The sequence below is a fragment of the Pseudomonas sp. H3(2019) genome (assembly GCF_007713465.1).
Classification (GTDB): domain Bacteria; phylum Pseudomonadota; class Gammaproteobacteria; order Pseudomonadales; family Pseudomonadaceae; genus Aquipseudomonas.
Window position 1 is genome coordinate 1 of record NZ_VMSG01000016.1, and the last position, 26,560, is coordinate 26,560.

26 protein-coding genes are annotated in these 26,560 nt (G+C 53.6%); 8 read left to right on the forward strand and 18 right to left on the reverse strand.

Translation table 11 applies throughout. The annotated features are described in order from the left end of the window. Both FPT12_RS16755 and FPT12_RS16760 read left to right on the forward strand, forming a co-directional pair. Positions 1-1,367, forward strand: a 1,367-nt coding sequence (locus tag FPT12_RS16755) for an efflux RND transporter permease subunit (protein WP_145017607.1), incomplete at its 5' end; no start/stop codon positions are given. Further along, entirely contained in the window at positions 1,364-1,726 is a 363-nt protein-coding gene (locus FPT12_RS16760) for a copper-binding protein (RefSeq protein WP_145017610.1), read from the forward strand. The genes FPT12_RS16755 and FPT12_RS16760, both read left to right, overlap by 4 nt. A gap of 194 nt (positions 1,727-1,920) precedes the next feature. On the opposite strand, the gene FPT12_RS16765 is transcribed toward FPT12_RS16760, so the two are convergent. Further along, positions 1,921-2,277 (reverse strand): isoprenylcysteine carboxylmethyltransferase family protein, encoded by a 357-nt coding sequence (locus FPT12_RS16765; RefSeq protein ID WP_306108841.1) that lies wholly within the window; start codon positions 2,275-2,277, stop codon positions 1,921-1,923. A 184-nt stretch (positions 2,278-2,461) separates the two neighbouring features. Here FPT12_RS16765 and FPT12_RS16770 point away from each other — a divergent pair, with 184 nt between their 5' ends. Then, the gene (locus FPT12_RS16770; protein ID WP_145017612.1) at positions 2,462-3,490 is read left to right on the forward strand and encodes a hypothetical protein; all 1,029 of its coding nucleotides are present in this window, start codon (positions 2,462-2,464) and stop codon (positions 3,488-3,490) included. 151 nt (positions 3,491-3,641) lie between these two features. Here FPT12_RS16770 and FPT12_RS16775 read toward each other — a convergent pair whose 3' ends face one another. Beyond that, positions 3,642-4,295, reverse strand: a complete 654-nt coding sequence (locus FPT12_RS16775) for a sce7726 family protein (RefSeq protein WP_145017614.1) — start codon at positions 4,293-4,295, stop codon at positions 3,642-3,644. Positions 4,296-4,381: 86 nt separating this feature from the next. Between FPT12_RS16775 and FPT12_RS16780 the strand changes: the two genes are divergently transcribed. The 5 genes from FPT12_RS16780 to FPT12_RS16800 all read left to right on the forward strand — a co-directional run bounded on the left by FPT12_RS16780 (position 4,382) and on the right by FPT12_RS16800 (position 8,577). Beyond that, complete coding sequence (locus FPT12_RS16780) at positions 4,382-4,747, forward strand: hypothetical protein (RefSeq protein ID WP_145017616.1); 366 nt, start codon at positions 4,382-4,384, stop codon at positions 4,745-4,747. A gap of 30 nt (positions 4,748-4,777) precedes the next feature. After that, positions 4,778-5,815 (forward strand): ImmA/IrrE family metallo-endopeptidase, encoded by a 1,038-nt coding sequence (locus tag FPT12_RS16785; protein WP_145017618.1) that lies wholly within the window; start codon positions 4,778-4,780, stop codon positions 5,813-5,815. A 7-nt stretch (positions 5,816-5,822) separates the two neighbouring features. Next, entirely contained in the window at positions 5,823-6,449 is a 627-nt protein-coding gene (locus tag FPT12_RS16790) for a hypothetical protein (RefSeq protein WP_145017620.1), read from the forward strand. Positions 6,450-6,590: 141 nt separating this feature from the next. After that, positions 6,591-6,719 carry a hypothetical protein gene (locus tag FPT12_RS16795; RefSeq protein ID WP_371922572.1) on the forward strand — a complete coding sequence of 43 codons (129 nt, stop codon included), beginning with the start codon at positions 6,591-6,593 and terminating at the stop codon, positions 6,717-6,719. Positions 6,720-6,888: 169 nt separating this feature from the next. After that, positions 6,889-8,577 carry a TnsD family Tn7-like transposition protein gene (locus FPT12_RS16800; protein ID WP_145017622.1) on the forward strand — a complete coding sequence of 563 codons (1,689 nt, stop codon included), beginning with the start codon at positions 6,889-6,891 and terminating at the stop codon, positions 8,575-8,577. A gap of 62 nt (positions 8,578-8,639) precedes the next feature. Here the strand turns inward: FPT12_RS16800 and FPT12_RS16805 are convergent, their stop codons facing one another. The 16 genes from FPT12_RS16805 to FPT12_RS16880 form a co-directional block, all read right to left on the reverse strand. After that, positions 8,640-10,316 carry a TnsD family Tn7-like transposition protein gene (locus FPT12_RS16805; RefSeq protein ID WP_145017624.1) on the reverse strand — a complete coding sequence of 559 codons (1,677 nt, stop codon included), beginning with the start codon at positions 10,314-10,316 and terminating at the stop codon, positions 8,640-8,642. A gap of 18 nt (positions 10,317-10,334) precedes the next feature. Next, complete coding sequence (locus FPT12_RS16810; RefSeq protein WP_145017626.1) at positions 10,335-11,807, reverse strand: ATP-binding protein; 1,473 nt, start codon at positions 11,805-11,807, stop codon at positions 10,335-10,337. Further along, a complete protein-coding gene (locus FPT12_RS16815) occupies positions 11,804-13,972 on the reverse strand; it encodes a Mu transposase C-terminal domain-containing protein (protein WP_145017628.1) in 2,169 nt (722 codons plus the stop codon). Before FPT12_RS16815 ends, FPT12_RS16810 begins: the two co-directional genes overlap by 4 nt. After that, positions 13,969-14,826 (reverse strand): TnsA endonuclease N-terminal domain-containing protein, encoded by an 858-nt coding sequence (locus tag FPT12_RS16820; RefSeq protein ID WP_145017630.1) that lies wholly within the window; start codon positions 14,824-14,826, stop codon positions 13,969-13,971. Before FPT12_RS16820 ends, FPT12_RS16815 begins: the two co-directional genes overlap by 4 nt. A 282-nt stretch (positions 14,827-15,108) precedes the next feature. Then, positions 15,109-16,941, reverse strand: coding sequence for a glutamine--fructose-6-phosphate transaminase (isomerizing) (glmS, locus tag FPT12_RS16825; RefSeq protein WP_145017632.1), 1,833 nt, complete (start codon positions 16,939-16,941; stop codon positions 15,109-15,111). 1 nt (position 16,942) lies between these two features. Then, positions 16,943-17,719 carry a DeoR/GlpR family DNA-binding transcription regulator gene (locus FPT12_RS16830; RefSeq protein WP_145017634.1) on the reverse strand — a complete coding sequence of 259 codons (777 nt, stop codon included), beginning with the start codon at positions 17,717-17,719 and terminating at the stop codon, positions 16,943-16,945. 204 nt (positions 17,720-17,923) lie between these two features. Then, on the reverse strand, positions 17,924-19,291 hold the full coding sequence (glmU, locus tag FPT12_RS16835) for a bifunctional UDP-N-acetylglucosamine diphosphorylase/glucosamine-1-phosphate N-acetyltransferase GlmU (RefSeq protein WP_145017636.1): 1,368 nt from the start codon (positions 19,289-19,291) through the stop codon (positions 17,924-17,926). Positions 19,292-19,408: 117 nt separating this feature from the next. Further along, on the reverse strand, positions 19,409-19,834 hold the full coding sequence (locus FPT12_RS16840) for a F0F1 ATP synthase subunit epsilon (protein ID WP_145017637.1): 426 nt from the start codon (positions 19,832-19,834) through the stop codon (positions 19,409-19,411). A 45-nt stretch (positions 19,835-19,879) separates the two neighbouring features. Continuing rightward, positions 19,880-21,259 (reverse strand): F0F1 ATP synthase subunit beta, encoded by a 1,380-nt coding sequence (gene atpD / locus FPT12_RS16845; RefSeq protein ID WP_145017639.1) that lies wholly within the window; start codon positions 21,257-21,259, stop codon positions 19,880-19,882. 27 nt (positions 21,260-21,286) lie between these two features. Continuing rightward, positions 21,287-22,147, reverse strand: a complete 861-nt coding sequence (gene atpG, locus FPT12_RS16850) for a F0F1 ATP synthase subunit gamma (protein ID WP_145017641.1) — start codon at positions 22,145-22,147, stop codon at positions 21,287-21,289. Positions 22,148-22,197: 50 nt separating this feature from the next. Then, the gene (atpA, locus tag FPT12_RS16855; RefSeq protein WP_145017643.1) at positions 22,198-23,742 is read right to left on the reverse strand and encodes a F0F1 ATP synthase subunit alpha; all 1,545 of its coding nucleotides are present in this window, start codon (positions 23,740-23,742) and stop codon (positions 22,198-22,200) included. Positions 23,743-23,763: 21 nt separating this feature from the next. Beyond that, positions 23,764-24,300: a F0F1 ATP synthase subunit delta gene (locus FPT12_RS16860; RefSeq protein WP_145017645.1), complete on the reverse strand. Its 537-nt coding sequence runs from the start codon at positions 24,298-24,300 to the stop codon at positions 23,764-23,766. 12 nt (positions 24,301-24,312) lie between these two features. Continuing rightward, positions 24,313-24,783, reverse strand: coding sequence for a F0F1 ATP synthase subunit B (locus FPT12_RS16865; RefSeq protein WP_054594855.1), 471 nt, complete (start codon positions 24,781-24,783; stop codon positions 24,313-24,315). Between the two features lie 58 nt (positions 24,784-24,841). Further along, a complete protein-coding gene (gene atpE, locus FPT12_RS16870; RefSeq protein ID WP_019694395.1) occupies positions 24,842-25,099 on the reverse strand; it encodes a F0F1 ATP synthase subunit C in 258 nt (85 codons plus the stop codon). 133 nt (positions 25,100-25,232) lie between these two features. Beyond that, positions 25,233-26,102 carry a F0F1 ATP synthase subunit A gene (atpB, locus tag FPT12_RS16875; RefSeq protein WP_054594856.1) on the reverse strand — a complete coding sequence of 290 codons (870 nt, stop codon included), beginning with the start codon at positions 26,100-26,102 and terminating at the stop codon, positions 25,233-25,235. Between the two features lie 16 nt (positions 26,103-26,118). Beyond that, positions 26,119-26,526, reverse strand: a complete 408-nt coding sequence (locus FPT12_RS16880) for a F0F1 ATP synthase subunit I (RefSeq protein WP_123427104.1) — start codon at positions 26,524-26,526, stop codon at positions 26,119-26,121. Positions 26,527-26,560 lie beyond the last annotated feature (34 nt).

Genomic DNA, 26,560 nt, shown 5'->3' on the forward strand with positions numbered 1-26,560 from the left:
CGGTTCCTGAAGTCGACCACGTCTTCGGTAAAGCGGGCCGCGCCGAAACAGCCACCGACCCGGCGCCGCTGGAGATGTTCGAGACCACTATCCAGTTCAAGCCGCATGAGCAGTGGCGCCCTGGTATGACCCAGGAAAAACTGGTGGATGAGCTGGATCGGGTGGTTCGCGTGCCTGGACTGACTAACATCTGGATACCGCCGATCCGCAATCGAATCGACATGCTCGCCACCGGAATCAAGAGCCCGATAGGGGTAAAAATTGCCGGCACCAACCTGACAGAAATCGATGCGGCGACTCAGGCCGTCGAGCGCGTAGCCAAGGACGTGCCCGGTGTCAGTTCGGCCCTGGCCGAACGCCTGACCGGTGGCCGTTACATTGATGTGGATATCGATCGTCAAGCCGCTGCACGCTACGGACTAAACATCGCCGATGTGCAGTCAATCGTCGCCGGTGCTATCGGTGGTGAAAACATCGGGGAGACCATTGAAGGGCTCGCCCGCTTCCCGATCAACGTCCGTTATCCCCGTGAGTGGCGTGACTCGCTCGGTGCCTTGGAACAGTTGCCGATCTACACCCCACTGGGTAGTCAGATCACCCTCGGCACTGTAGCGAAGGTCAAGGTCAGTGACGGGCCGCCGATGCTCAAGAGCGAGAACGCACGGCCTTCCGGCTGGGTGTATATCGACGTGCGTGGCCGGGATATTGCCTCGGTGGTCGCCGACCTACGCCGGGTCGTCAGTGAGCAGGTCAAGTTGCAGCCCGGCATGAGCCTGAGCTACTCGGGGCAGTTCGAATTTCTCGAAAGGGCCAACGCACGACTCAAGCTGGTGGTGCCGGCGACGTTGCTGATCATTTTCGTGCTGCTCTACCTGACCTTCGCCCGCTTCGACGAGGCCTTGCTGATCATGGCCACTCTGCCATTTGCCCTCACTGGTGGCGCATGGTTCCTCTATCTGTTGGGATTCAACCTGTCGGTGGCCACTGGAGTCGGATTTATCGCGCTAGCAGGTGTGTCTGCCGAGTTTGGCGTGATCATGCTGCTCTACCTGAAGAACGCCTGGGCCGAACGTGAAGATCTCGGCGACAGCACCGAGCGTGGGCTGGTCGCCGCGATTCGTGAAGGCGCCGTGCAACGCGTTCGACCCAAGGCCATGACCGTGGCCGTCATCATCGCCGGCCTGTTACCCATCCTGTTGGGCAGCGGCACCGGCAGCGAAGTGATGAGTCGCATCGCCACGCCTATGGTTGGCGGCATGGTCACTGCGCCCTTGTTATCCCTATTCGTTATTCCGGCGGCCTACCGTTTGATGCGCCGTCGGCACCTCCCCGTTGTATCCACCACCCCTCAAGGAAAAGTCGTATGAAACTGACCCTGATCGCCGTTGCAAGCACCGTTGTCGCACTGTCTCTTTCTGCTCAGGCAGAAGACATGCCGGGTATGAAGATGGACGCTATGCCCATGAAGGGCATGCAGATGGCGCAGGAGACCGAGCAGGCTCCAGTGGCCAAAGCCGAGGGCACGATCAAGGCTATCGACACCACGAAACATACGGTGACTATCGCCCATGGCGCCGTTCCAGCCGTGCAGTGGCCCGCCATGACCATGGCATTCAACGCAACAACCAAACAACTGGCAGGCTTGAAGGCTGGGGATCAAGTAGCGTTTGAGTTTCGTGCCGAAGGCATGGCAGCCACCATCGTGTCGATCAAGCCCCTGAAGTAACAATGGTATGGCTGGGTTCGGTATTCACAAGCTGGTACCGGACCAGCCCATCCACCATTGATAGGCGCACAGATCAGCGAAAGGCTTGCGGCAATGCAGCGTGAATGAAGAGTTGATTGCTCCACCGTCCTCCTGTTTGGCTCCTTTGGTTTGGAGGATGGATTCAGGCGCCTGAATTAGGCGCCTTTTTTCGCTCATATAGTCCGTGTAAACCGTTTCGCGATGATGTGATCGCCACTTAGACTCGGTTGCATCAGGCTACTGCGGATAAGCAAAGAGCAGTGAATGGATGAACTCCCGCCAATTCCGCAGACGTGGGAACAACATGGGCACCCGCTGCCGATAGGTCTGATACTCCTCACCAAAGCGCTCGGCAAGGCCGACTCCTCCCGCTTCGCTAGACGGACATAAACCAACACGATCAGGGGAAATAATAATGTGATAACTGTCGGCCAATGAATGACCTGTCCAAAAACCGCTAGCATGATCCCGGTGTATTGCGGGTGGCGGATCAGACCGTAGACACCCTGTGTCGCCAGCTTCCCCTCCAGACATGTGCGGTAAACCTGAACCCCAGCCCCGGATTAATAGGGCCTCGCGATTGATTCGTAATTCAGTTCGGCTGTTACAAATATTAGCCTTGTGGTGGCGAGCAATCGACAATCAGAGGATGGAAATGCCCGGAGCGCCGTGATATTCCTTTGCCACCAAGATGAACCAAGGAGCGGTAATAACATGGCGACAAATTTCCCTGAGCATCCCCCGTACATTCCCATTATTAAGTGGCAGTCCTACGAGCAGAAGGCGCTTAAAAAGGTCGCTGCCGATGTAGGGAGGCATGTGCTTCCTTGCGTAGAAGTCAGAGATTCTGCACAACACATAAATCTCATGGGTGCGTTTAATGGTACGTGGGATAGTTCGGCGTTGGTCGATTATGCCGATCCTAAAGGAGTTTTGACGGCAAATCGAAAACGCGAGTTGCATGATTTCCTGGCCTCAGCAAACGGGCTGGGGCTCCCCATCGTTCCTGTGTTCAATCCTTACGATGTGCCGGGGCTTGGTGCACCACTCCAGACTTTGGCAGCCTCCTTTGGTGAAGCTGCACTGCGCTTACGGGTAGCTGCGCTATCAATCACTGCTGATCATGTGGCCAATGTTACGGCGGCTTACAACGCCCTAGCTGCTCATGGACTACGAATGAGTTTGATCATTGACCTCGGCGTTGCTCCGCAAACATGGACAAACGCAGATACTCAGCGATTCTCCACGGAGTTGTCGCAGTTCCAGCAGCTTGACTTCACCAGCATCCATGTCGCGTCCGGCGCTTACCCTGAAAGCCTCGCTGCGGTAAAAACTGGTGTGGGGGTTTTCAACCGGCGAGATTGGTCGTTCTGGAGTGATCTTAACGCCGCAGCTCCTGGCATGAGAATCGGCTTCAGCGATTACGGAGTTCTTTCTCCTGTTTGGACTGAAGAGGCTTTAACACGTCGGGGCGCCCGGGTGGCAATCCGTTATACGCGGAATAACGATTGGCTCATTCTTCGGGCCGACGGTAAGAAAAAAACGGACTCCGTCGCGATTTCTGAAATCATGGTTAACGCTTACGCAGCTGACTTCAAGGGCCCAGCATATTCATTCGGTGACGAACTCTTGGCTGAGCGTGCGGACCCGGCAGTACTGCTTACCAAAAAACGCTGTGGCCATTACCACATCACGGAAGGTTGGAGCCATCACATTGCGGTGGTGGTCAAGGAGCAGTACTGACCAGGCATATCCGGCTGCGAGGATCGATATGTTCAGCGCATTCCCTAGGAGATAAGGACTGCGCTGTTGCCCTGCTCCAGGTACCTGTCGGAATTTTTTCGCGCAAAAGGTGAGTCTTTTACGTATGAATGAGAGCAATTGCCCCTTCCTTCTATATAGAGAAGGTACGGGGCTTTTCGTCCACGTTGGCAGGGCAAAGGTCCGTTGTGAGGCTTTCGATCTCGTCGATGAGCTCTTCCTGGCAGTGAATAGGTTGAGAAAGGCCAACCCGCTTCAGAAGATACTCTCGAACCTGCTGACGTAACTCATCAAGGCTCAGGATCTGAGCAATGTAGGCTTGAATCTGGTAAAGACTTTTACTTTTCCATCCCCGTAGCTTGCCAAGCTTATCGAGCAGGTGAAGCGCCTCATCACGCTTGAGCAGTGTGGCAAGCACGTCAGGTTGGTGCCGCTTGTTGGGTTTTGCCGATCGGATTTGTTTGAATTTGTCTGTGGTTTCATCCGGCAGGATGAGAATTCCCCACCAGCTGGGAAGAATCGGCAGGGCTTTCTTCAAATGTCGTTCTGCCGTTACCAGTGTAATTCGATCGAAAACTCTTGCATAACGAGCCCCCTGACCTATCAAACGTTTGAGGGTGTCCGCTTCGCTTTTGATTTCATAGCAGTGCATATCCATCACATGCACGAGGTCGGCACGTATCTCACCGCCGCTCAGCTCAACCTCTTCAAGGAATGAGCCAGGAAGATTTTCCGGCAAATTATTGAGGTGCAGTGCCAGAGCTCGTTTTATCTCGGCTTCGCGCATTTCATGTCCCAGGATTTGGCAGGGCGCCAAAAAAGCGGGTCAGCATAACCCAATTAGCCATCTTTGATTGATATCTGAGCATCCTCATGACTATGCAAATAGTCTATTATTATTGCATGAATATGCATAAATCCACAGTTCAGGTAGTCTCGGAGCTTCAGAAATTCTTTGCTGACCAAGGTGTGACATCCAGCGTTGGCATAGCTAAGCTCACAGGAATTTCTCAGTCTCAGATCTATCGCAACCTTTTCGGTCAACCCAAGAGACTGACGAAAACCATCCGTCAGCTATGCATTTATGCGAATGTTTCGATTGTGGTTGATCCGGTTAATCCTGCAACTTCCCAGGTCTTGATGGATGCCCTAGGCGTTATCTGGGACGGAAGTGAAGAACACGCTCGTCGATTAGCAGACCTGCTTTTCGCCCATCGTCGAGCGAGTATGGGAAAATGATTTTCGAAAAATGCGTTATAGGAGGATGCAATGCGTGAGGCCACGACTCCAATAACGGTGAAATCTGCGTTTGATAGCTTGAAAGCAGCTGGATACCCACGTCCCTATGTAGAGAAACTGTTGCCTGATTGGTGGGACAACAGTCTTTTCAAAACGAGTGCGGGCGCTTTCCAATTTGCGATGATCTTGAAGCAGCGGTTGGGCCTGAACGTTCAGTTCGGTCAGGACGGAGCGCTGGAGATCCAAATGGCAGCGCCACAGGCGCGCTACAAACGGCGTAGTGACACCCATGAAGAAGAACTGAACATAGCTGCCAGCCTGGGCATAGCCTTAGCGAGGCTAGCAATTTTCTGCACGTCTATGCCTTATGAACCTCCACAAGCTGATCCATTGGCTATTCGTGCTTTGGTGCTGTCCAAGTCGAACAAACCCTTTGTCGATTTTGAGGGGCTTTTGGACTTATGTTGGGCCTGTGGGATTCCGGTTCTTTTTTTAAAAGGAATGCCAAAAAACACAAAACGTATGACCGGAATGACGGTGAACGTTGACGGCCGGCCTGCAATCATTTTGGGCTTCAATACCGCCCAGCACTCCAGGCAGCTCTTTGTTTTGGCCCACGAGTTGGCCCACATTCTATGCGGCCATCTTGAAAATAATGGTGTCCTCATTGATGAGGACATCTCGGGTGTTGCCGATACCCTTCTGGGGAGCCAGGCGGTTAGAAAGGATGGCGAGGAGCGTGAGGCAGATGCATTTGCTCTCGTTTTGTTGAGAAACGGGCACCCTAATCCTGTACGCGAAATGGGCCGTCCAGATTCCGCTGCTACGCTTGCATCGAGCGCGATGTCAGTTGGCCGGGCGCACGCGATTGATCCAGGTCATCTGATTCTTTCTTACGCCAAAGAACATGATGACTGGGCTAGAGCTAACCAAGCACTTAACTTCATGCCCAACCCGGTTGGAGCCATTGAGCTTGTGGAGCAAAAATTCAGGGCTAACACAGCCTTGGATTCTCTGAGCGAAGAAAACCAGGAACATGTTTTGTTCATCCAGGGATTTGGGAGGTAGGTATTCCTTGTACTTACTCGACAGCGATGTGGCCCGCAAAATCTGCCAGTACCATCTGCTAAATGAGCTGGCTACGGCACTCAGGCGCGGGCTTGATGGATTCGCTGTCCTCCCTCAACTTCGATTCCAACTCAAGTTGGCCAATCCTGCTTCTGCTTTAGCTAAATTGGGCTCGGCTGAAGCGGTTGAACTCGCTAGCCAATTGATCGCCGCGGCATCGGAAGTAGTCGTGGTAGCTGATACTGCTAATCCCATACTCAGCTTGAATCGGCCTGATCTGGATACTGGAGAAGCGACGCTGTTTGCTGCGTTGCATGAAGCCGAAGAGGACTCAGTAATCAGTGGTGACAAGAGAGCATTCGTAGCTCTCGCTCAGATTGATGACGAGCCTGTGATCGACGCGCTTTGGGCTCGTTTGATTTGTCTTGAGGAAGCATTGTTCATCATTCTGGAAAGTGTGGGTCTCGCTGTAGTCTCGGAAAAAATCCGAGCGAGACCTGAGGTGGACACTGCATTGAGCATCATTTTTGGGCGGGCTGCGCCGAATGACTACGCATGCGTCAGAACTGGACTCGAAAGCTATATGGAAAATCTACGATCCTCCACAGGTGGAAAGTACATATCCCCCATATGAAGGTTCGAACGTAAGGGGCAGGTACGCGCAGCACCTACCAGAGCGATCGAAGGTTCCCATTCGTGCTGGCCGCACACTGTAGTGGTCTAATGAAACCGGACACCCATTTAGGCGAGAATGCTCGCCAGATAGAGGTATCTGATGACCAAGCAACGTCGTTCCTTTTCCGCTGAATTCAAACGCGATGCCGCAAGCCTCGTGCTCGATCAAGGCTACAGCCACATTGAAGCCAAATTTCCTAAATCGATGAATAGGTATGGGTATGAGTGACTCGAACAGATAGTAACGTAGACAATAATTCTCCCGCGCAGAAAAGTGGATCGGGATCTATCGCTCTGATGGGGATTCATGCTATCAGTATTGCGCGACTACTGGAGGTTCAGGTTGTAATGGCAGTAAAAGACCTGAGCATGGATATAGATCTAGAACATTGATAAATATGTCAGCAAGTATTTTATTCTTTCCCGCTTCAATGCCTGACGAAACACTCCAGTCTCGTATCTCCAGATACCACATGCTATCTGGAAACAGATCCGAAAATGAAACATTCAGGGATATTTTCGATACCGCTCCATTTGCAATGAAAATCATCCCAAATAGGATTGATGATCTGGCTTCTCGCTTACCTGGAGACAAAGAACTCAATCTTAATGAGTTACTTCTTTCCAACACCATATTGCCTGTATACAAACCGTTTTTAGGCATATCAAAAGGCAATGATGAACTCCGTGATGAAAGTATTATTTCTGCGGTAGCAAGAATTCCTCGAAGAGAAGTCAGCGCCCATAGCATGGCAAAAATATGTCTGTCATGTGTGCAAGATGACCTTATTGAAACAGGTCATTCGTATTGGCACCGAGCGCACCATATACCTGGAGTAACAGCTTGTTGGCGACATGGGGAAGTGTTACTTCAGGCTTGCCCAAAATGCTCGCATCCATTTTATCGTTCGAATAAGTTATTACCCAGTCTCGCAGCTCAATGTGTCTGCGGATGGAGCCCATTAAGCTCACACTTACCCGAAACGGGGCTAGAACTCGAACAGAATTTTGCGCTATTTGCTAAGGAATTGCTTGATCGCAATCTACCAGCAGTGAAAAGCGAAGTCTTGGCGGCATTTTATACCCGCCAAGCAAAAAAAATGGGCTTTACCCATGGGCAGTTCATGTCGCGCGCCAAATTATTTGAAAGCATCCAATCAACATTCGGACCTAAATGGTTAGCAAAAATTGATAACGCATATGCCGCAGGTAAGCATAATCAATGGATCCGAACTACGACAGTTAATGGCTTGCTCGATATGCCGATCACACGGCATCTCATCATGGCTTACCATTTATTTCAAACTGTGGATAGCTTTGAGAAAAAACTCGCAACTGAGTCATTACTCTTTAGTTGTAAGAAAGGGCTACAGACACAACCAAAGGCCCCTTCGTTAAGCAAGCGGAAACTTCACCGCCAAAAAGTGACTCAGCTCATCGAGGCGAGACCTGGACTGAGCTTAGACTACTTGTGGGCCAATGCATATCAGGCGACGCTCTGGCTTATTGCTAACGATAAACCATGGCTTACGGAAATCCTTGCGAATGGCCCTGTAACAAAAGCAAAGACTGAGCAACCTGCTGATCGTCGTGATGAAGCATATGCGAAGGTCATCGCTGAACGGGTCGAAGAGCTCTATATTTTCAGCCAAAAACAGATTCGAGTTAATATAACCAACATGATAGCTTTATTGCCGAGTAGGGTTCCACCAAGCCCTGCAGATCGGAAAATTCTGTTTCCGCGCGTAGCTCAACAGTTGGAAATCCATCACGAATCTTCATGGCATTTTCACTTAAGAAGAGCCATTTGGGCGTTGTCGGAAATGTCCCGTTTAAAGCTCCCCCCTAATACATCCAGTCTACAATTATTGACCTCCGTACCTATCCAGGCTTGGAGTGCATTAATCAATCATTTCGAGTGGGATCTAGAAAAATTGATGAGCACAGGTGTCAATCCTGAGTCGCTACTTGCAACAACCAATGTTAGCCGACAGTGGAAAGGCCCTCCAGGTCACCATGGGCCTATGGGGGGTAGGTCTTATATTGCGATAAAATCAGGGAAGGCAGGTGCTCCAGACTATTTTTAACGGTGGGTGCAATAATTTATGCAAGAAATCGCTTACGCCAAAAGCCTGGATTTGATTTCCAATCAATTAGGTCTAATGCACGCAGTTTTGTAGAGCCATGCTGTAGTGACGGGTTTACCTTCTCGCATCAATTGCTGTTCCGCCCATTGCAATCGGCGCTGATGAAAGTTGTCACGGCTCTCGCAAACTGACGTCAGTGCAGCCGCGCACATCGGAAGTTTCTTAAGCTGCTTCTCGAATCGAGCAATGGTATCCAGTTCTCGACCAATCCGGGTTTGAGTAATCCGAATCGGCTTGCCGGGCAGCGCGCGAAGACTTTCTGCACAATCAAAGATTTTGGATGCAAGGTAAGGGTCAAGCTGACGAAACGGACTGTTCCGTCGCCGATTGCTTCCATGACGACTAAGCAGATTGCACCGCTGGGTAAGCCATGCCTGATCATGCCTGTATAGCCACATATAATCAGAACACTCATGAGCCAGACGATCTTGATACTGGCTCTCAAAATGATCCCGCCGTTGAGCAAGACATCTTTCAAACTTGCACTGTTTCCACCGCTCAGTACCCTGCTCGTGCGCTCGAATGCCGCGATAAACACTGGCTAGGGATATACCCAATTTTGATGCGATTTCTGTCGCATCCATTCCTTTTTCCGCCCAAGCCAAAATCGAATGCTGCACAGCAGTTTCAGTACCAGATTTACATTGCGCAGCTTGTTCGCCAGGTAGATCGGGAATCGGTAAAGGGACTGGCGGCGAAGTTCCCATGGCCATCGCGTTTAGAGCAATGTCTTCCCTGATGAAAAGTTGGGTGACGTCTACGTTCAGCGCACTGGCAAGGAGGATGAACTTCAGAGGATGGTGAGTGCCTCGCGGTTTTCGCAGAAGCTTGGTCACCCAAGACGCAGGAGTTTCATTCGGATCGCTTGCAAGAATGGAGAATTCGCCGGTGGTTGGAAGACGGTGGAAATACGCGTCCATGTGTCGCGCCAGCGGCCCCAAACGCAGCCGACCATGATGGGCCAGCTCCAGAGCCGCCGCACCTTCTAGAAGTAACCTTCGAACTTTGTTCGCAGACTGCGGGGACGCATTGGCCTGAAGCACCTCAAGTGAACGTTGAGCAATCTCTAATAGCTCGCGGCGTCGATCTGTGGGGATTTCTAAGGGCAAAGCGCGCGATTGGACGGCATCGTCCTCGGGAAGCAAGAGCCTCTTCCTGCAACAAGTCAAACTGCGGTGATCCAGGACCACCAACGGCTCCACGTGATGGGGACAGATGAAGACGCCTGGAAGCTGATGTACACGATGCCAATAAGCGACCCCCATACTCGCATCGTCCTGATCTAAGCAGGTGGGGCAAAATCGAACTCTCGACGCATTTTCAAGGCGACTTGCGATCAACCCCAACCTGAGTTTGAGTCCTCCACCTCCCCGATGTGCCATCTGCTCTCGGGCATGTTGAAACTGATGTACGGACAGGAAGGGCTGGTAATACGGCAGGAGAGTGTGACGTTCAATTACCTGGGCCACGGTCAAGCCGACACTGTGTGGCAATTCGTCCACGAGCTTAGCGAGGTGGCAGGGAAAAGGGACATTCTCCGAAAAGCTTCCTTCCCACAGAGTACTGGCGAATATCTCGCTGCGTGCCCCTAAACCATAAAGCCGAACGTACCTAGACAAAACGCTGTGCAGCGTTTCGTCAGGGAAGGGCTCAGGAAAGAAATGAAAGCTGTGCTTCATTTCACATCCCTCTATTGTTTACCCCTTGCGGTACAGCGGCGAAAACTCAAACAAGTCCTGATTCAGCCATCCTGCATTTTGCATAGCCCTTAGTGGGTCTTCGCTGCTGCTTATAGTTCGGGCCATTGATGTTTCAGTAACCACAACAGCGGCGGGAGTGGTCACCCTGATGACGCTCTTCGCTGCATCAGTCATGCTTGGTGGAATGCTAGGGCCCTGCTTCTTGAAGCTGCGCAGCAATGCTAGACGATCCGGCCGGGGCACAAAGTCAAAAGCCATCATGTCAGCCAGCTGTTCGTCAATCGGAAGTAGATCTTCAAACTGACTCATCCGCTTTGGGTCGCGGCTGCGCAATGCAGACAGCGCGGGCTTCAGTATCTGCATCTTGGAGTCGCTGACGAGCCTGATGTCTGCCGCCGTTATGCATTCTGAGCCACTTTGAATCACGTAGCGTTGTGTGAGCACTAGCAGCTTCACCAGGAAATCCGTCACACCCTGCGTATGGTCGTAGAGCGCATCGTAGATGTCGTGAGTCAAGTCAGCTCGCTGTTGGCACCATTGGTAGCTCCAGAGGTTCTCGACCAGCATTTTCCACTCGTCACTTTCCTTTTCAAACCGCTTGAATTCGATGATTCCAGCATCGCAGCAGCGGCGTGCGTTTCTCAACACACCTGAAAACAGGCTGACCATCGAATTGGTGCCGATGAAGACGACCGGTATACCGATATTATTTACCAGGTGCAGAAAGAAATTCAGCATGCTGTCTTTACCGCCTGTCTTGGCAAAATGCAGATTCTGAATCTCATCGATGAGCAGCGCACCAATGAAGAATGTGCTCGCTACCTGGGCCATCATCTGCAGCGAGTCATTAATGTTCCTGGCTCGGAACCGCTTATGGTAATCCTCATCACCCAACGCTTTCCCAACAGCGATAAAGAACTCCTGACAGAACCCGGCAAGAGAACCGTCCCGAGGACAATCAAGCTTCAACCAAGTGATCTGTGTATGAACGAACTGTTTACCCTCATAGCGTTCATGCCTGATGGTTTGGGGGTAAAGGCTGAGGATGGCCCATAGCGCCGTGGATTTTCCGATGCCGCTCAGCCCAACCAAGCTGAATGTCTCCGCAGTCGATTTGAATCCATCATGGTACCGCTGAGCCCCAGAGAGCGAGTGAAGGTGCCTGACAGTCGCTGGTGAGGTCGGGTTGCGCCCCACGTAGCCTCGCCGGATCAACAGCGAGAACAACGACTCAAGTTCCAAGTGAATCATCATTGGCTGGATGACAGACCGTAACCGATCGATGCAATGGATTCGTATTGAGCGTTCCAGTGCCAGCTCCTCTGGAGTCGCTTCATATGGAAGATTAGCGATGAGACCCATCGCCGCTTCATCCGAGAGGATTGGCGGCAACGCTTCGATGAGCGGGTTGCCTGCGTACTCCGGAATCGGCTGCTTGGTATAGCTGGCAAAAATTTGGACGCCGTTCATGGCTTCTTACCGGGGCGAATTCGTTTGAGCATGTCTATCACTTGGGCGCTGCGAGCACCGGCGTAATGCTCAGGAGGATCTTCAGGGAACTGCGGCGCATCGACACCGACGCTGCGGACACCCTCTGGGACCTGAGCCTCTGCTCGTTCCCGGAAACGCTCTTCCGCACGATTCTCACGAATATTGCCGATGTGCTCAGCTTTCGTTTTAGGAGCTGTCGCCTCTTTCTTCTCTTTCAAGGCAGTGTTTACCAAACCATCAATCTCATCGTTAAGAGAGATCCGACTCTCAAGCTCAGACCGTTTATGCGTTGGCGGAGTTTGACGATAAGCCTCGAGCATATCGTAGATTTCATCAGTGCGATAACTCGCATATTTGCGATCTGAATATCTTAAATCGCAGCGAACAAATTGTTTATCACCCCCTTGAATCCAAATGTGGTCCGCTGAGTTTGGATCGTACCAACATTGAATCGACCAGACGCCTTGACTTCGCGCTTTTGCAAGCCAGTTTTTATCAACGACCATGTCGCTTATGTAATACATACCCTTGAACAACACACCTCCCTTTTGAACCGTCCCATTGTCCCTCGGGAGTAAATGTAGATAAATCAGATCATCGGACCGATAATTAGGCTCGACAAAATCATTTTCCAATGCCCAGTTCCAAATGGACAAAGGGGTAGGTGCAACATCGTCAGCAACCATTTGCTTTGTGAGTCTTTTAGGCTGGCGATTGAATCTATTGTAGTGAAGCACACACTTAATGATGATTTTGGTGAATTCTTTCATATTAAGGGTCGCGTCCAAGCGATAATCCCGATCCCCTCTTTCCTTCTCCCGTGCTGCCACGCCACCGGGCAACCACCGGATGCCCGTCAAAGAGTTCAGGATGTTGAACCTGCTTTCCACCATCGACTTCCAATCTGGGCGATACGGCGGTGCGATACCCAGTTCGATGCCGAGACCCGTAGCAAGTCCCTCGGCTGCTGTCCCAAGCATTTCCCCCCGGTCGGCGAACACCTCGTGAGGTAGGTGGTGGCAGGGCCAATCAGCAGGTTCGATTGTGACGCCATTCAGAGCACAGAAGTCTTGCTTTGATGTAAAAGCATTGAAAAGCGCCTGGCGTGCGCCGTTCCAGCTCGGACCTTCCAAACCTACATAGAGGCCGACGATCAGGCCAGAAAAGCTATCGATGACCACATAAATCACTGGACGCCCGATGAGCATGTGGCGAGAGTAACTGTTCACCAAGTAGACGTCGGCAATCGTCGCGTCAATCTCAAACTGATGACATGGTCCGCGAAGCTTATCCTGGACGGCACCTGATAAAGGGCGACGGTCTTTCAACCATTTTTTTTCTCCCATACGACCGCGCTCAGTCGCCACCACATCGAAGAACTTCTTGCCCTGATAATCGAACTGACGAAAAGAAGGTATTTCTGTTGAGGGTAATAAACGTGAACCGGCTTCAGGATTCTTCGAGAGATCCTTCTCCGTGTAAAACTTGGCTAGCATTTTATGGTAGGCGTCAGTTAGAGACGCTTCTTCATTGTCTACATAGAGCGCATAACCTACCTTGATGCAGCTCTTATCCACAGACTCCAAAAACTTGTTCCGCTGCAACTCAATTCCCTGAAATCTGGGCTTCCTGCCTGGGGGCTTCTCTGGATCGTACACTCGCTCAGATTTTCCAACGCTTGTGTAATTTTTCAGAAGAGCATTTCGTATTTGACCATTTATCCAGTACTTACATAGAAGCCGATAAATTTGTTTGCGGTGCATCTTAAGCTCGGCTGCGCGTGCTGTCACGAGCCTTCCCAGTTCGTCGGAAAAAAATATCTGACCCGGAACTTCAGAGATAATCAGCGGTGAAATAATATTCCACTTATTATCCCGATCTAACCTTTGTTTCTCGTCGAGAGACTCTTCTAGCACCAGTAAATACTCCGGTGTTTTTATCGCAGCAGTCTTCGTATCTCCGGCTAAAATAGATGCCTTTATTTGTTGCAACCCCAATATAAAGGGTAACCGAGGTGGATTTGCCGTTATCTCGATCAGACAAACTGCGTCTTGCATCTCATCTAGCCACAAAACTCGGACCAAAGCAGCTATAGCCGAGTGCTCAGTTACAGGCTCCAAAACGTCATTGATTTTGATTTTCATAGTGCGCCCTCCGCTGTCTTCCGATAGGGAGATGTATCCTCGACTATTACCAGCTCTGGAAGAGGTAATCCCATCTGTAAAGGCGCACGTATCAAGTCGAGTTTAATACGCTTATGCCAGATCAAGTAATGATATAGAGTTCTTGAATCCTGATACGAAATGAACAATTTCGTTGAAATTTTTTTCAAAACTTGAGCGGTGGTCCAAGGATAACCCTGAAATTCTCTTAGGCTGCGGAGAAAGTCTGTCACCACCGTAGGTTGTGCTAATGCACGAGGTATCTGAGCAAATTTTCGCAGTAAACCTAGATTTTGAACCAACTCAACGGTAAAGCCAGCTTCCGTAACTATTGTCCAATCCACGCCTTGCGCATTCCAAAACTCCTTTTCGATCTCTAGCTTCTCGCGCGTCCTGATGGCTCCCTCACCCACAAGATCTCCTTCGTATTTGACGGTTCGGGCTACGGTTCCAGAGCTCCCATCTGGTTTTTTGACCGTCAAGAGAAAATCCGTCGTCATCACATACGGGACTGAGGTCTTTGGGTATTTGGGGTACTTCAAGCCCATTGCGCTAGCCAGGGCCTGTGCGCTAGCTCTTGGAAGCAACGGGTATTGTTCGCGGATGTCGACCACATCTTCCGAAAATTCGCAGATTAAAAAGTAGCCGTATTCAAGATTAGAAAGTAGGTGGTGCAGACGATCGACTTTGATTCCTTGGACTTTTCGAGAATGTCCTTGAGAGGGCACATCCTGCACACGTAGCCACGGGACGTAGCTGGCTCCAGCCCCTTGGCCGAATCCATTTGAAATGTGCCGATCAATGTCGGCTTCTGTGGCAAACCTGCGACCGCGCAACCCCTACCTCCTGCGCTCCCTGCCGCACTGCAAACCTTCGCCTCGAAAAATAGGTATAGGAAAAAATCTGCACCATCTCGAGATGGTGATCAGCGTTCTCCAGCTTACCCCTTGAGTGAAATGAAGCAGTGAATCTGGACAAATGGCGCTTTAAGAAAAAGAAAACCCCCTGAATTCAGGGGGTTAGCCATTGTGACAGACTATGTTGTTCGGAGACACACTATGTTGTCTGGAGACAAACTATGTTGTTCTCAACCACGAGCTCCTGATCGCCGCAATGACTTACTCCACCGTCACCGATTTTGCCAGGTTACGCGGTTGGTCGACGTCAGTGCCTTTAAGCACAGCGACGTAGTACGAGAGCAGTTGCAGCGGAATGGTGTAGAGGATCGGCGACAGGATGTCGTGGATGTGCGGCATGTTGACCACATACGTGCCTTCGCCATTGCTCATGCCGGCTTTTTCGTCAGCAAACACAATCAGCTGACCACCACGGGCGCGAACTTCCTGCAGGTTGGATTTCAACTTCTCCAACAGCTCGTTGTTCGGTGCCACCGTCACTACTGGCATGTCGTCGTCGACCAGCGCCAACGGACCATGCTTGAGTTCGCCGGCCGGGTAGGCTTCAGCGTGGATGTAGGAGATTTCCTTGAGCTTCAGCGAGCCTTCCATCGCCACCGGGTACTGTGCGCCACGACCCAGGAACAGCGTGTGTTTCTTGTCGGCAAACAGCTCGGCGACTTTCTCCACAATGCTGTCCATGGCCAACGCTTCACCCAGGCGGGCAGGCAAACGGCGAAGCTCTTCGACCAGTGTCGCTTCCACGCCTTCAGCCAAGGTGCCACGCACCTGACCCAGCGACAGTGTCAACAGCAACAAGCCCACCAACTGAGTGGTAAAGGCTTTGGTCGATGCCACACCGATTTCGCGACCGGCTTGGGTCAGCAAGGTCAGATCGGACTCACGCACCAGGGAACTGATGCCAACGTTGCAGATCGCCAGACTGGCGAGGAAACCCAACTCTTTGGCATTGCGCAGTGCCGCAAGGGTGTCAGCGGTTTCGCCCGACTGGGAGATGGTCACGAACAGCGAATCGGGTTGAACGACCACTTTGCGATAGCGGAATTCGCTGGCGACTTCAACCTGGCACGGGATCCCGGCCAGTTCTTCCAGCCAGTAACGCGCAACCATACCGGCGTGATAGCTGGTGCCGCAGGCGACGATTTGTACGTTGCGGACCTTGGCGAACAACTCGGCAGCTTGCGGACCAAATGCTTGCACCAAGACCTGATTCTGGCTGAGGCGGCCTTCCAGGGTCCGTTGCACGACCGACGGCTGCTCGTGGATTTCCTTGAGCATGTAGTGACGGAACTCGCCCTTCTCGGCGGATTCGGTGTTATCGCGGTACTGCACCGCTTCGCGCTCGACAACGTTGCCGTCGATATCCCAGATCTGCACGCTGTCGCGGCGGATCTCCGCGATATCGCCCTCTTCCAGGTACATGAAACGGTCAGTGACCTGACGCAATGCCAACTGGTCGGACGCGAGGAAGTTCTCGCCCAGACCCAGGCCGATCACCAGTGGGCTGCCACTGCGAGCTGCGACCAGACGATCCGGTTGTTGCGCGCTAATAACGGCCAACCCGTAAGCGCCGTGCAACTCCTTGACGGTGGCCTTGAGAGCGACGGTCAGGTCAGGGAGTTCTTTGAGTTTGTGGTTCAGCAAATGGGCAATGACTTCAGTATCGGTGTCCGAGGTGAACACGTAACCCATTGCCTTGAGCTGCTCACGCAGGGCTTCATGGTTTTCGATGATGCCGTTGTGCACCACCGCCAGATCGCCGGAGAAATGCGGGTGAGCATTACGCTCGCAGGGTGCACCGTGAGTGGCCCAACGGGTGTGGGCGATGCCCAGACGGCCAACCAGCGGCTCTTGCGCCAGAGCTTGTTCCAGTTCGCTGACCTTGCCCGGGCGACGCATGCGCTCGAGTTTTTCACCGTTGGTGTAAACCGCCACGCCGGCGCTGTCGTAGCCGCGGTATTCAAGGCGCTTCAGACCTTCGAGCAAAATAGCGGTGATATTACGTTCCGCGACTGCACCGACAATTCCACACATGCTATTTCTCCTGGCTGATTGCCGCGCATATCACGTTAATGCCGCGGGCCTGAATCTGATCACGAGCCTCTTGCAGCAGGCGATCATCGGTAATAAGGGTATGGATGCTGCTCCATGGCAGCTCCAGATTTGGAATCTTGCGGCCGATCTTGTCGGATTCGACCATCACGATCACTTCACGGGCCACGTCGGCCATCACTCGGCTTAGACCGAGCAATTCATTAAAGGTCGTGGTACCTCGTACCAGATCAATGCCATCGGCACCGATGAACAACTGATCAAAATCGTAAGAGCGCAGGACCTGCTCGGCGACCTGCCCCTGGAATGACTCGGAATGCGGGTCCCAGGTTCCCCCGGTCATCAACAGCACAGGCTCATGTTCAAGTTCGCCCAACGCATTGGCGACGTACAACGAATTGGTCATGACCACCAGGCCCGGCTGTTGGCCAAGTTGTGGAATCATCGCCGCCGTGGTGCTGCCACTGTCGATAATGATCCGCGCATGTTCGCGAATCCGCGCCACCGCGGCTTGCGCAATGGCTTGTTTGTACAGGGAAACGGATTGGCTCGCGTCACTGACCAACTCTTGCGGCATGGTGATCGCACCGCCGTAACGGCGTAACAACAAGCCATTGCTTTCAAGTGCCGCCAAATCTTTGCGAATTGTAACTTCAGAGGTTTCAAAACGCTTGGCCAATTGATCCACACTGACTTCACCCTGCTCAGTGAGCAAGGCAAGGATATTGTGGCGACGTTGTGGTGTATTGCGCTTTGACATGAGCTGGTAAGTTTCGATTCGAAATATAACGAAAGCAATCAAAACCTATCGGCGAAACTTCGTCAAGCCGGAGCGCGAAAAAACATCTGTGGATAACCCATAAAAAGATCGCAGCCTGCGGCAGTTCCTACGAGGATCGGGTAGACCTATTCCGTAGGAGCTGCCGCAGGCTGCGATCTTTTGATATTACGATCTGTGGATAACTCAGCTCTTCTGGACTTTCACCGGACGCTTCCAGCCGTCGATATTCTTCTGCCGAGCCCGACCAACGGCCAACTGGGATTTATCCACAGTTGAGGTAATCGTCGAACCTGCCGCAGTGGTCGCGCCGTCCAGGATATCCACAGGCGCTACCAACGAGTTGTTGGAGCCAATGAATACGTCTTCACCCAGGACGGTCTTCCACTTGTTGACGCCATCATAGTTGCAGGTGATGGTGCCGGCGCCAATGTTGGTCCGCGCGCCGACTTCGGCATCGCCCAGGTAGGTCAAGTGGCCGGCCTTGGCGCCTTCACCCAGATGGGCATTCTTCAGTTCGACAAAGTTACCCACATGGGCGCGGGCTTCCAGCACGGTGCCCGGACGCAAGCGTGCAAACGGACCGGCATCGCTGCCCTCGCCCAATACCGCGCCGTCGATGTGGCTGTTGGCCTTGATGACCACGCCCTTGCGCAGGGTGCTGTCCTTGATCACGCAGTTCGGACCAATGACCACGTCGTCTTCGATGACCACCCGGCCTTCGAGAATCACGTTGATGTCGATCAGCACATCACGGCCGACAGTCACTTCACCGCGCACATCAAACCGTGCCGGATCGCGCAACGTCACGCCCTGGGCCATCAGGCGACGGCCTTCGCGCAACTGATAATGACGTTCAAGCTCTGCGAGCTGTATACGGTCGTTGGCGCCCTGCACTTCCATCGCGTCGTGAGGCTGCTCGGTGTCCACCACCAGACCGTCGCTGACTGCCATGGCAATCACGTCGGTCAGGTAGTACTCGCCTTGGGCGTTGTTGTTGGAGAGCCGGCTCATCCAGTCGCCCAGATGACTGGCCGGTACCGCCAGAATGCCGGTGTTGCCTTCAGTAATCGTACGCTCGGCTTCGCTGGCATCTTTGTGCTCGACGATAGCGGTCACCCGACCATCGGCATTGCGCACGATACGGCCATAACCCGTCGGGTCATCGAGTTCGACGGTCAACAGCCCCATCTGCAGCGGCGCCACAAGCTTGAGCAGGCGTTGCAGGGTCGGGACTTCAATCAGCGGCACGTCACCGTAAAGAATCAACACGGTATCGGCGGTAATGAACGGTACAGCCTGGGCCACTGCGTGACCTGTGCCAAGTTGCTTGTCCTGCAACACGAAGTTCAAGTCATCTGCAGCCAGACGCTCGCGTACCACATCGGCGCCATGGCCGATCACCACATGAATACGCTGTGGATCAAGTTGGCGGGCGCTGTGGATAACATGGCCAAGCATGGAGTTCCCTGCCACCGGGTGAAGCACCTTTGGCAGCGCCGAACGCATGCGAGTGCCTTGACCGGCAGCGAGAATAACGATTTCTAGAGACATGACTGGCTACCAATCCTGGGAGGTCAGCGGCTGCGACCAAGAGGTAATTTGCAGAAAAAGAAAAAGGGTAGCCGAGGCTACCCTTTTTAATCAATCACACAACAAGCGGGAGGCTTATCAGCCGCCGAACTTCTTGCGGATCTGCTGGACGGTGCGCAGCTGAGCTGTCGCCTCGGCCAGACGTGCGGCAGCGGAACCGTAGTCGAACTCGGCGCCTCTTTCATGCAAGGCCTTCTCGGCAGCCTGAACGGCTTGCTGAGCGGAGGCTTCGTCCAGGTCGGCAGCACGTTGCACAGTGTCGGCAAGAACCTTGACCATGTTCGGCTGAACCTCGAGGAAACCACCGGAGATGTAAAACACCTCGGCTTCCCCGCCCTGCTTGATCAAGCGGATCGGACCTGGTTTCAGATTAGTGATCAGCGGAGCGTGACCCAGAGCGATACCAAGATCACCCAGCTCACCGTGCGCAATCACCATCTCGACCAGACCAGAGAAGATTTCCCCTTCCGCACTGACGATGTCGCAATGGACTGTCATAGCCATCTGCTTGCCTCAACCTAAATTAGCGCCCGTCGCCGGGCGCCTGGATTACAGTTTCTTGGCTTTCTCGATCGCTTCTTCGATGCCGCCGACCATGTAGAACGCTTGTTCTGGCAGGTGGTCGTAGTCACCGTTGAGGATGCCTTTGAAGCCAGCAATGGTGTCTTTCAGGGAAACGTATTTACCCGATGCACCAGTGAAGACTTCAGCCACGAAGAACGGCTGCGACAAGAAACGCTGGATCTTACGAGCACGGTTTACCAACTGCTTGTCGGCTTCCGACAGCTCGTCCATACCCAGGATCGCAATGATGTCCTTCAGTTCTTTGTAACGCTGCAGAACATACTGAACGCCGCGAGCGGTGTCGTAGTGGTCCTGGCCGATCACGTTCGGGTCCAGCTGGCGCGAAGTCGAGTCCAGTGGATCGACCGCTGGGTAGATACCCAGGGAAGCGATGTCACGGGACAGAACGACGGTGGCGTCCAAGTGGGCGAAGGTGGTCGCTGGCGACGGGTCAGTCAAGTCATCAGCAGGTACGTATACCGCTTGGATCGAAGTGATCGAGCCTTCCTTGGTCGAAGTGATACGTTCTTGCAGAACGCCCATCTCTTCAGCCAGGGTCGGCTGGTAACCTACTGCCGAAGGCATACGGCCCAGCAGTGCGGATACTTCAGTACCGGCCAGGGTGTAACGATAGATGTTGTCGACGAACAGCAGAACGTCGTTACCTTCGTCACGGAACTTCTCGGCCATGGTCAGGCCAGTCAGTGCTACGCGCAGACGGTTACCCGGCGGCTCGTTCATCTGACCGTAAACCAGTGCCACTTTGTCCAGAACGTTGGAATCCTTCATCTCGTGGTAGAAGTCGTTACCCTCACGAGTACGCTCACCCACACCGGCGAACACGGAATAACCGCTGTGCTCGATGGCGATGTTACGGATCAGTTCCATCATGTTTACGGTTTTGCCTACACCGGCACCACCGAACAGACCGACTTTACCGCCCTTGGCGAACGGGCAAACCAGGTCGATAACCTTGATGCCGGTTTCCAGCAGGTCGTTGCCGCCAGCTTGTTCAGCGAAGGTTGGCGCAGGACGGTGAATGCCCCAGCGCTCTTCGGTGTCGATCGGGCCAGCTTCGTCGATCGGGTTGCCCAGAACGTCCATGATCCGGCCCAGGGTCGCTTTACCGACTGGTACGGAGATGGCTGCGCCAGAGTCAGTGACTTCCAGACCGCGCTTCAAGCCTTCGGTGGAACCCATCGCAATGGTACGAACCACGCCGTCGCCCAGCTGCTGCTGAACTTCCAGGGTGGTGCCGGCATCGCTTTGTACTTTCAAAGCGTTGTAGATGCTCGGTACGCTGTCGCGTGGAAATTCCACGTCGATAACGGCGCCGATGATTTGAACGATACGTCCGCTACTCATAGCTGGATCCTCTGAATATTTGAACCGTTAAACCGCGGCAGCGCCGCCGACGATTTCCGAGATCTCTTGGGTGATCGCAGCCTGACGCGCCTTGTTGTAGATCAGCTGCAAATCGCTGATCAAATCACCGGCGTTGTCGGTAGCGTTCTTCATCGCGATCATCCGCGCCGCTTGTTCAGCTGCGTTGTTCTCGACCACCGCCTGGTAGACCTGCGACTCCACGTAACGGACCATCAAGCCGTCAAGCAGCTCTTTGGCATCCGGTTCATAGAGATAGTCCCAGTGGTGCTTGAGTTCTTGATCCGGGGTTGCCACCAGTGGAATCAATTGCTCCACAGTTGGCTGTTGCGTCATGGTGTTGATGAACTTGTTGGACACAACGCTCAGACGGTCGATACGGCCGTCCAGGTAGGCATCCAGCATCACCTTGACGCTGCCAATCAGATCATTGATCGATGGCTCTTCACCCAAGTGGCTGATAGCTGCTACGACGTTACCGCCGAAGTTGCGGAAGAAAGCCGCACCCTTGCTACCAACAACACACAGATCGATCTCGACGCCGTTTTCACGGTTTTTCGCCATGTCCTTGACCAAGGCCTTGAACAGGTTGGTGTTCAAGCCACCACACAGACCACGGTCACTGCTCACGACGACATAACCGACGCGCTTGATAGCACGGTCGATCATGAACGGGTGGCGATATTCCGGGTTAGCGTTGGCCAGATGGCCAATAACCTGGCGGATGCGCTCCGCATAAGGACGGCTAGCAGCCATGCGCATTTGTGCCTTGCGCATTTTACTGACCGCCACTTTTTCCATGGCGCTGGTAATCTTTTGCGTGCTTTTGATGCTCGCAATCTTACTGCGAATCTCTTTTGCGCCTGCCATGTAACACCTATCAGGTTAGCAAGCGGGAGCCTTGCGGCTCCCGCTGCGGCTTACCAGGTTTGGGTGGCCTTGAACTTCTCGATACCGGCTTTCATGCCAGCGTCGATTTCGTCATTGAAGTCACCCTTCACGTTGATCTTCGCCATCAAATCGGCGTGATCGCGGTTGAAGAAAGCAATCAGCGCTTGTTCGAAGCTGCCGATCTTGGCGATTTCAACGTCAGTCAGGAACCCACGCTCAGCGGCATACAGCGACAGCGCCATGTCAGCGATCGACATTGGTGCGTATTGCTTCTGCTTCATCAGCTCGGTAACGCGCTGACCATGCTCAAGTTGCTTACGGGTCGCTTCGTCCAGGTCAGAAGCGAACTGGGCGAATGCCGCCAGTTCACGGTACTGAGCCAGAGCGGTACGGATACCACCGGAGAGCTTCTTGATGATCTTGGTCTGAGCGGCACCACCCACACGGGATACCGAAACACCGGCGTTCACAGCAGGACGGATCCCGGAGTTGAACATGGCCGATTCCAGGAAGATCTGACCGTCGGTGATCGAAATCACGTTGGTCGGAACGAACGCGGAAACGTCGCCAGCCTGGGTTTCGATGATCGGCAATGCGGTCAGGGAACCGGTTTTGCCGGTCACTGCGCCGTTGGTGAACTTCTCTACGTATTCTTCAGAAACGCGGGATGCGCGCTCCAGCAGACGGGAGTGGAGATAGAACACGTCGCCTGGGTAAGCTTCACGGCCTGGTGGACGGCGCAGCAGCAGGGAAATCTGGCGGTAAGCCACTGCTTGCTTGGACAGATCGTCATAAACGATCAGTGCGTCTTCACCGCGGTCGCGGAAGAATTCACCCATGGTGCAACCGGAGTACGGTGCCAGGAATTGCAGCGCAGGAGATTCCGAAGCACTGGCAGCCACGATGATCGTGTTGGCCAGGGCGCCGTTTTCTTCCAGCTTGCGAACCACGTTGGCGATGGTCGATTGCTTCTGACCGATCGCTACGTAGACGCAGAAAATGCCGCTGTCTTTCTGGTTGATGATCGCGTCGATTGCCAGAGCGGTTTTACCGATCTGACGGTCACCGATGATCAGCTCACGCTGGCCACGGCCGACAGGGATCATGGCGTCAACAGCCTTGTAGCCAGTCTGTACAGGCTGGTCTACCGACTTACGCCAGATCACGCCCGGAGCAACTTTCTCGACCGCATCGGTCTCGGTGTTGTTCAGCGGACCTTTGCCGTCAACCGGGTTACCCAGTGCGTCGACTACGCGACCCAGCAGTTCCTTACCCACCGGAACTTCGAGGATGCGGCCGGTGCACTTGGCGCTCATGCCTTCAGCCAGAGACTGGTAAGCGCCCAATACAACGGCACCTACGGAGTCTTGCTCCAGGTTGAGAGCCATACCGAAGACGCCGCCCGGAAACTCGATCATCTCGCCGTACATGACGTCGGCCAGACCGTGAATCCGCACGATACCGTCAGATACGCTGACGACAGTGCCTTCGTTACGGGCTTGGGAGGTCACATCGAGCTTGTCGATGCGGCCCTTGATAATTTCACTTATTTCGGAAGGATTGAGTTGCTGCATTGCTCTGCTGCCCCTTCAAACTCAAGATTTCAATGCTTCGGCAAGATTCGCGAGTTTGCCGCGAATCGAGCCATCGATTACCAGGTCGCCGGCGCGAATGATGACACCACCAATAAGGGCGGCATCCTCCGCAACTTGCAGGCGCACTTCCCGGTTGAGTCGTGCACTGAGAACCTTGGCGAGTTTGTCTTGCTGTTCTTGGTTCAATGCGAAAGCACTGGTCACTTCAACGTCTACCGACTTCTCTTGTTCGGCCTTGTACAGGTCGAACAGAGCGGATATCTCCGGCAAAAGCGGGAGACGGTCGTTTTCGGCAACGACGTTGATGAAGTTCTGTGCCTTGGCATCAAACTTGTCGCCGCACACGTCAATAAACGTGGCGGCCTTGTCTGCGCTCGTCAGTCGCGGGGCCTTGAGCACGCGCTGCATGGTGTCGTCTTGCGACACTGCTGCAGCCAGGCCGAGCATGGCTGACCAAGAGGCCAGTTGCTGGTGGGCCTGGGCATGCTCGAAGGCTGCCTTAGCGTAAGGTCGGGCCAACGTGGTCAGTTCTGCCATGATCGCCCTCGCTTAAATTTCAGCAGCCAGTTTGTTTACCAGCTCCGCGTGCGCGTTTTGATCGATTGTGGCACCCAGGATCTTCTCGGCGCCGCCAACGGCCAGTGCACCCAGTTGGGCACGCAGCGCGTCTTTGACACTGTTCAGTTCCTGTTCGATCTCGGCCTGAGCCTGCAATTTCACACGTTCAGCGTCGACACGGGCTTTATCAACAGCCTCTTCGACGATCTGATTACCGCGCTTCTTGGCTTGCTCAATGATTTCGGCTGCCTGAGCTTTAGCTTCGCGCAGTTGTTGACCCGCTTTATCTTGGGCCAATTCCAGGTCGCGAGCTGCTCGGGCGGCAGCGTCCAGTCCATCCGCGATCTTCTTCTGACGTTCGTGCAAAGCCGCGATGACCGGAGGCCACACGAACTTCATGCAAAACAGTACAAAAATGAAGAACGCAACGGACTGGCCAATCAGGGTTGCATTAATGTTCACGCCAACACCTCGCTCGTTCGTTGTCCATCAGACTTGCTCAACTCGAAAATCCGAGTGATTAGTGAGCGAGTTGACCAACGAAAGGGTTCGCGAAGGTGAAGAACAGAGCGATACCAACGCCGATCATGGTTACGGCGTCGAGCAGACCGGCAACGATGAACATTTTAACTTGCAGCATTGGAACCATTTCTGGCTGACGCGCTGCGCCTTCCAGGAACTTGCCACCCAACAGGCCGAAACCAATTGCGGTACCCAGTGCGCCCAGGCCGATCAACAGTGCAACAGCGATAGCGGTTAGACCAACTACAGTTTCCATCTTTCCTCCCGACTTTTACGTCGTATGGTTTAGGTTTTTTAGATTAAAGCGGTAAAACAAATCGTTTCATCGAGCCCGGTACGGGCCCCCTCTCGCCGAGGCGAGAGGGACATCAGACTAGCCGAAGCCGGTCTTAATGGTTCTCTTCGTGCGCCATCGACAGGTAGACAATGGTCAGCATCATGAAGATAAACGCCTGCAGGGTGATGATCAGGATGTGGAACACAGCCCACGCCCACTGCAGCACAATGCCCAGGCCGCTAAGCCAGAGCAGGCCGCTGCCGAACATCACGGCGATCAGGATAAACACCAGCTCGCCAGCGTACATGTTGCCGAACAGACGCAGTGCCAGCGAGATTGGCTTGGCAATCAGCGTCACGAATTCCAGCAGGAAGTTCACCGGAATCAGCAGCGCCTGAACGAAAATGTTCTTGCTGCCGAACGGGTGCAGGGTCAGTTCGCCGATAAAACCGCCGATGCCCTTGATTTTGATGCTGTAGAAAATGATCAGCGCGAACACCGAGAAGGCCATGGCCAGCGTAGCGTTCGGATCGGTGGTCGATACGGCGCGGAACGGGATCTCGTGGTTGCCGGAAATGGCCGCAGCCAGTTGCGGGATCCAGTCGACCGGTACCAGGTCGATGGCGTTCATCATGAACACCCAGACGAAGATGGTCAGTGCCAAAGGTGCAACCACCGGGCTACGGCCATGGAAGCTGTCTTTCACGCTGCTGTCGACGAACTCGACCAATACTTCAACGAAGTTCTGCAAGGCACCTGGTACGCCGGAAGTCGCCTTCTTCGCCGCCATGCGGAAAAGAAGAACGAAGATCAGACCCAACGCGACCGACCAGCCGAGGGTATCGACGTGGAAAGCCCAGAAGCCCATTGCCTTGGCTTCTGCTGCGGTGTGGGCAAAGCCCCAGCCGCCGGTAGGTAGCTGACCGAAGGTCAGGTTTTGCAAGTGGTGCTGGATATAGCCCGAAGCGGATTCTGCTGCCATGGTTGCCTCAAACGCCCTAAGGTCTCGAAAGTCTTGTTCTCATCAGCAGGGGAGCGAACCAGCTGACCAGTTGGGTCAGCACGAAGACGCCGAATACAGCTAGCGGCGCCAGTGGCTTCACACCTGCGAACGTCAATGCAAAGAGCACTGCCGTCAAAATCAGTTTGCCCGCCTCGCCGGCATAAAAAGACCGGACAATGGCTTGAGCTGCTCGGGCGCCGGAAAACCGAAATGCCCTGTGAGCGAAATAAACATTGGGAAGCAAGGCTATCAGACCTCCGCAGAGTCCTGAGTATCCGGCTACGACTCCATGCCATCGCCAGAGCGCCAAAGCGGCAAGCAGCAAAACGACAAATTGTGCCAATAACACGGGAAAAACCGCCAAGCGATGGAACGGCAAGCGGTTTGGCGTGCGGGTTTCCATCACTTTTGCTCCTCAAAGGCCGGCTGCCAGAATT

Bases quoted from the DNA above. Each gene is read 5' to 3' on its own strand.
- FPT12_RS16760 (WP_145017610.1), top strand. From the start codon at position 1,364: ATGAAACTGACCCTGATCGCCGTTGCAAGCACCGTTGTCGCACTGTCT.
- FPT12_RS16770 (WP_145017612.1), top strand. From the start codon at position 2,462: ATGGCGACAAATTTCCCTGAGCATCCCCCGTACATTCCCATTATTAAG.
- FPT12_RS16775 (WP_145017614.1), bottom strand. From the start codon at position 4,295: ATGCGCGAAGCCGAGATAAAACGAGCTCTGGCACTGCACCTCAATAAT.
- FPT12_RS16780 (WP_145017616.1), top strand. From the start codon at position 4,382: ATGACTATGCAAATAGTCTATTATTATTGCATGAATATGCATAAATCC.
- FPT12_RS16785 (WP_145017618.1), top strand. From the start codon at position 4,778: ATGCGTGAGGCCACGACTCCAATAACGGTGAAATCTGCGTTTGATAGC.
- FPT12_RS16795 (WP_371922572.1), top strand. From the start codon at position 6,591: ATGACCAAGCAACGTCGTTCCTTTTCCGCTGAATTCAAACGCGATGCC.
- FPT12_RS16800 (WP_145017622.1), top strand. From the start codon at position 6,889: ATGTCAGCAAGTATTTTATTCTTTCCCGCTTCAATGCCTGACGAAACA.
- FPT12_RS16805 (WP_145017624.1), bottom strand. From the start codon at position 10,316: ATGAAGCACAGCTTTCATTTCTTTCCTGAGCCCTTCCCTGACGAAACG.
- FPT12_RS16810 (WP_145017626.1), bottom strand. From the start codon at position 11,807: ATGAACGGCGTCCAAATTTTTGCCAGCTATACCAAGCAGCCGATTCCG.
- FPT12_RS16815 (WP_145017628.1), bottom strand. From the start codon at position 13,972: ATGAAAATCAAAATCAATGACGTTTTGGAGCCTGTAACTGAGCACTCG.
- glmS (WP_145017632.1), bottom strand. From the start codon at position 16,941: ATGTGTGGAATTGTCGGTGCAGTCGCGGAACGTAATATCACCGCTATT.
- FPT12_RS16830 (WP_145017634.1), bottom strand. From the start codon at position 17,719: ATGTCAAAGCGCAATACACCACAACGTCGCCACAATATCCTTGCCTTG.
- glmU (WP_145017636.1), bottom strand. From the start codon at position 19,291: ATGTCTCTAGAAATCGTTATTCTCGCTGCCGGTCAAGGCACTCGCATG.
- FPT12_RS16840 (WP_145017637.1), bottom strand. From the start codon at position 19,834: ATGGCTATGACAGTCCATTGCGACATCGTCAGTGCGGAAGGGGAAATC.
- atpD (WP_145017639.1), bottom strand. From the start codon at position 21,259: ATGAGTAGCGGACGTATCGTTCAAATCATCGGCGCCGTTATCGACGTG.
- atpG (WP_145017641.1), bottom strand. From the start codon at position 22,147: ATGGCAGGCGCAAAAGAGATTCGCAGTAAGATTGCGAGCATCAAAAGC.
- atpA (WP_145017643.1), bottom strand. From the start codon at position 23,742: ATGCAGCAACTCAATCCTTCCGAAATAAGTGAAATTATCAAGGGCCGC.
- FPT12_RS16860 (WP_145017645.1), bottom strand. From the start codon at position 24,300: ATGGCAGAACTGACCACGTTGGCCCGACCTTACGCTAAGGCAGCCTTC.
- atpE (WP_019694395.1), bottom strand. From the start codon at position 25,099: ATGGAAACTGTAGTTGGTCTAACCGCTATCGCTGTTGCACTGTTGATC.
- atpB (WP_054594856.1), bottom strand. From the start codon at position 26,102: ATGGCAGCAGAATCCGCTTCGGGCTATATCCAGCACCACTTGCAAAAC.
- FPT12_RS16880 (WP_123427104.1), bottom strand. From the start codon at position 26,526: ATGGAAACCCGCACGCCAAACCGCTTGCCGTTCCATCGCTTGGCGGTT.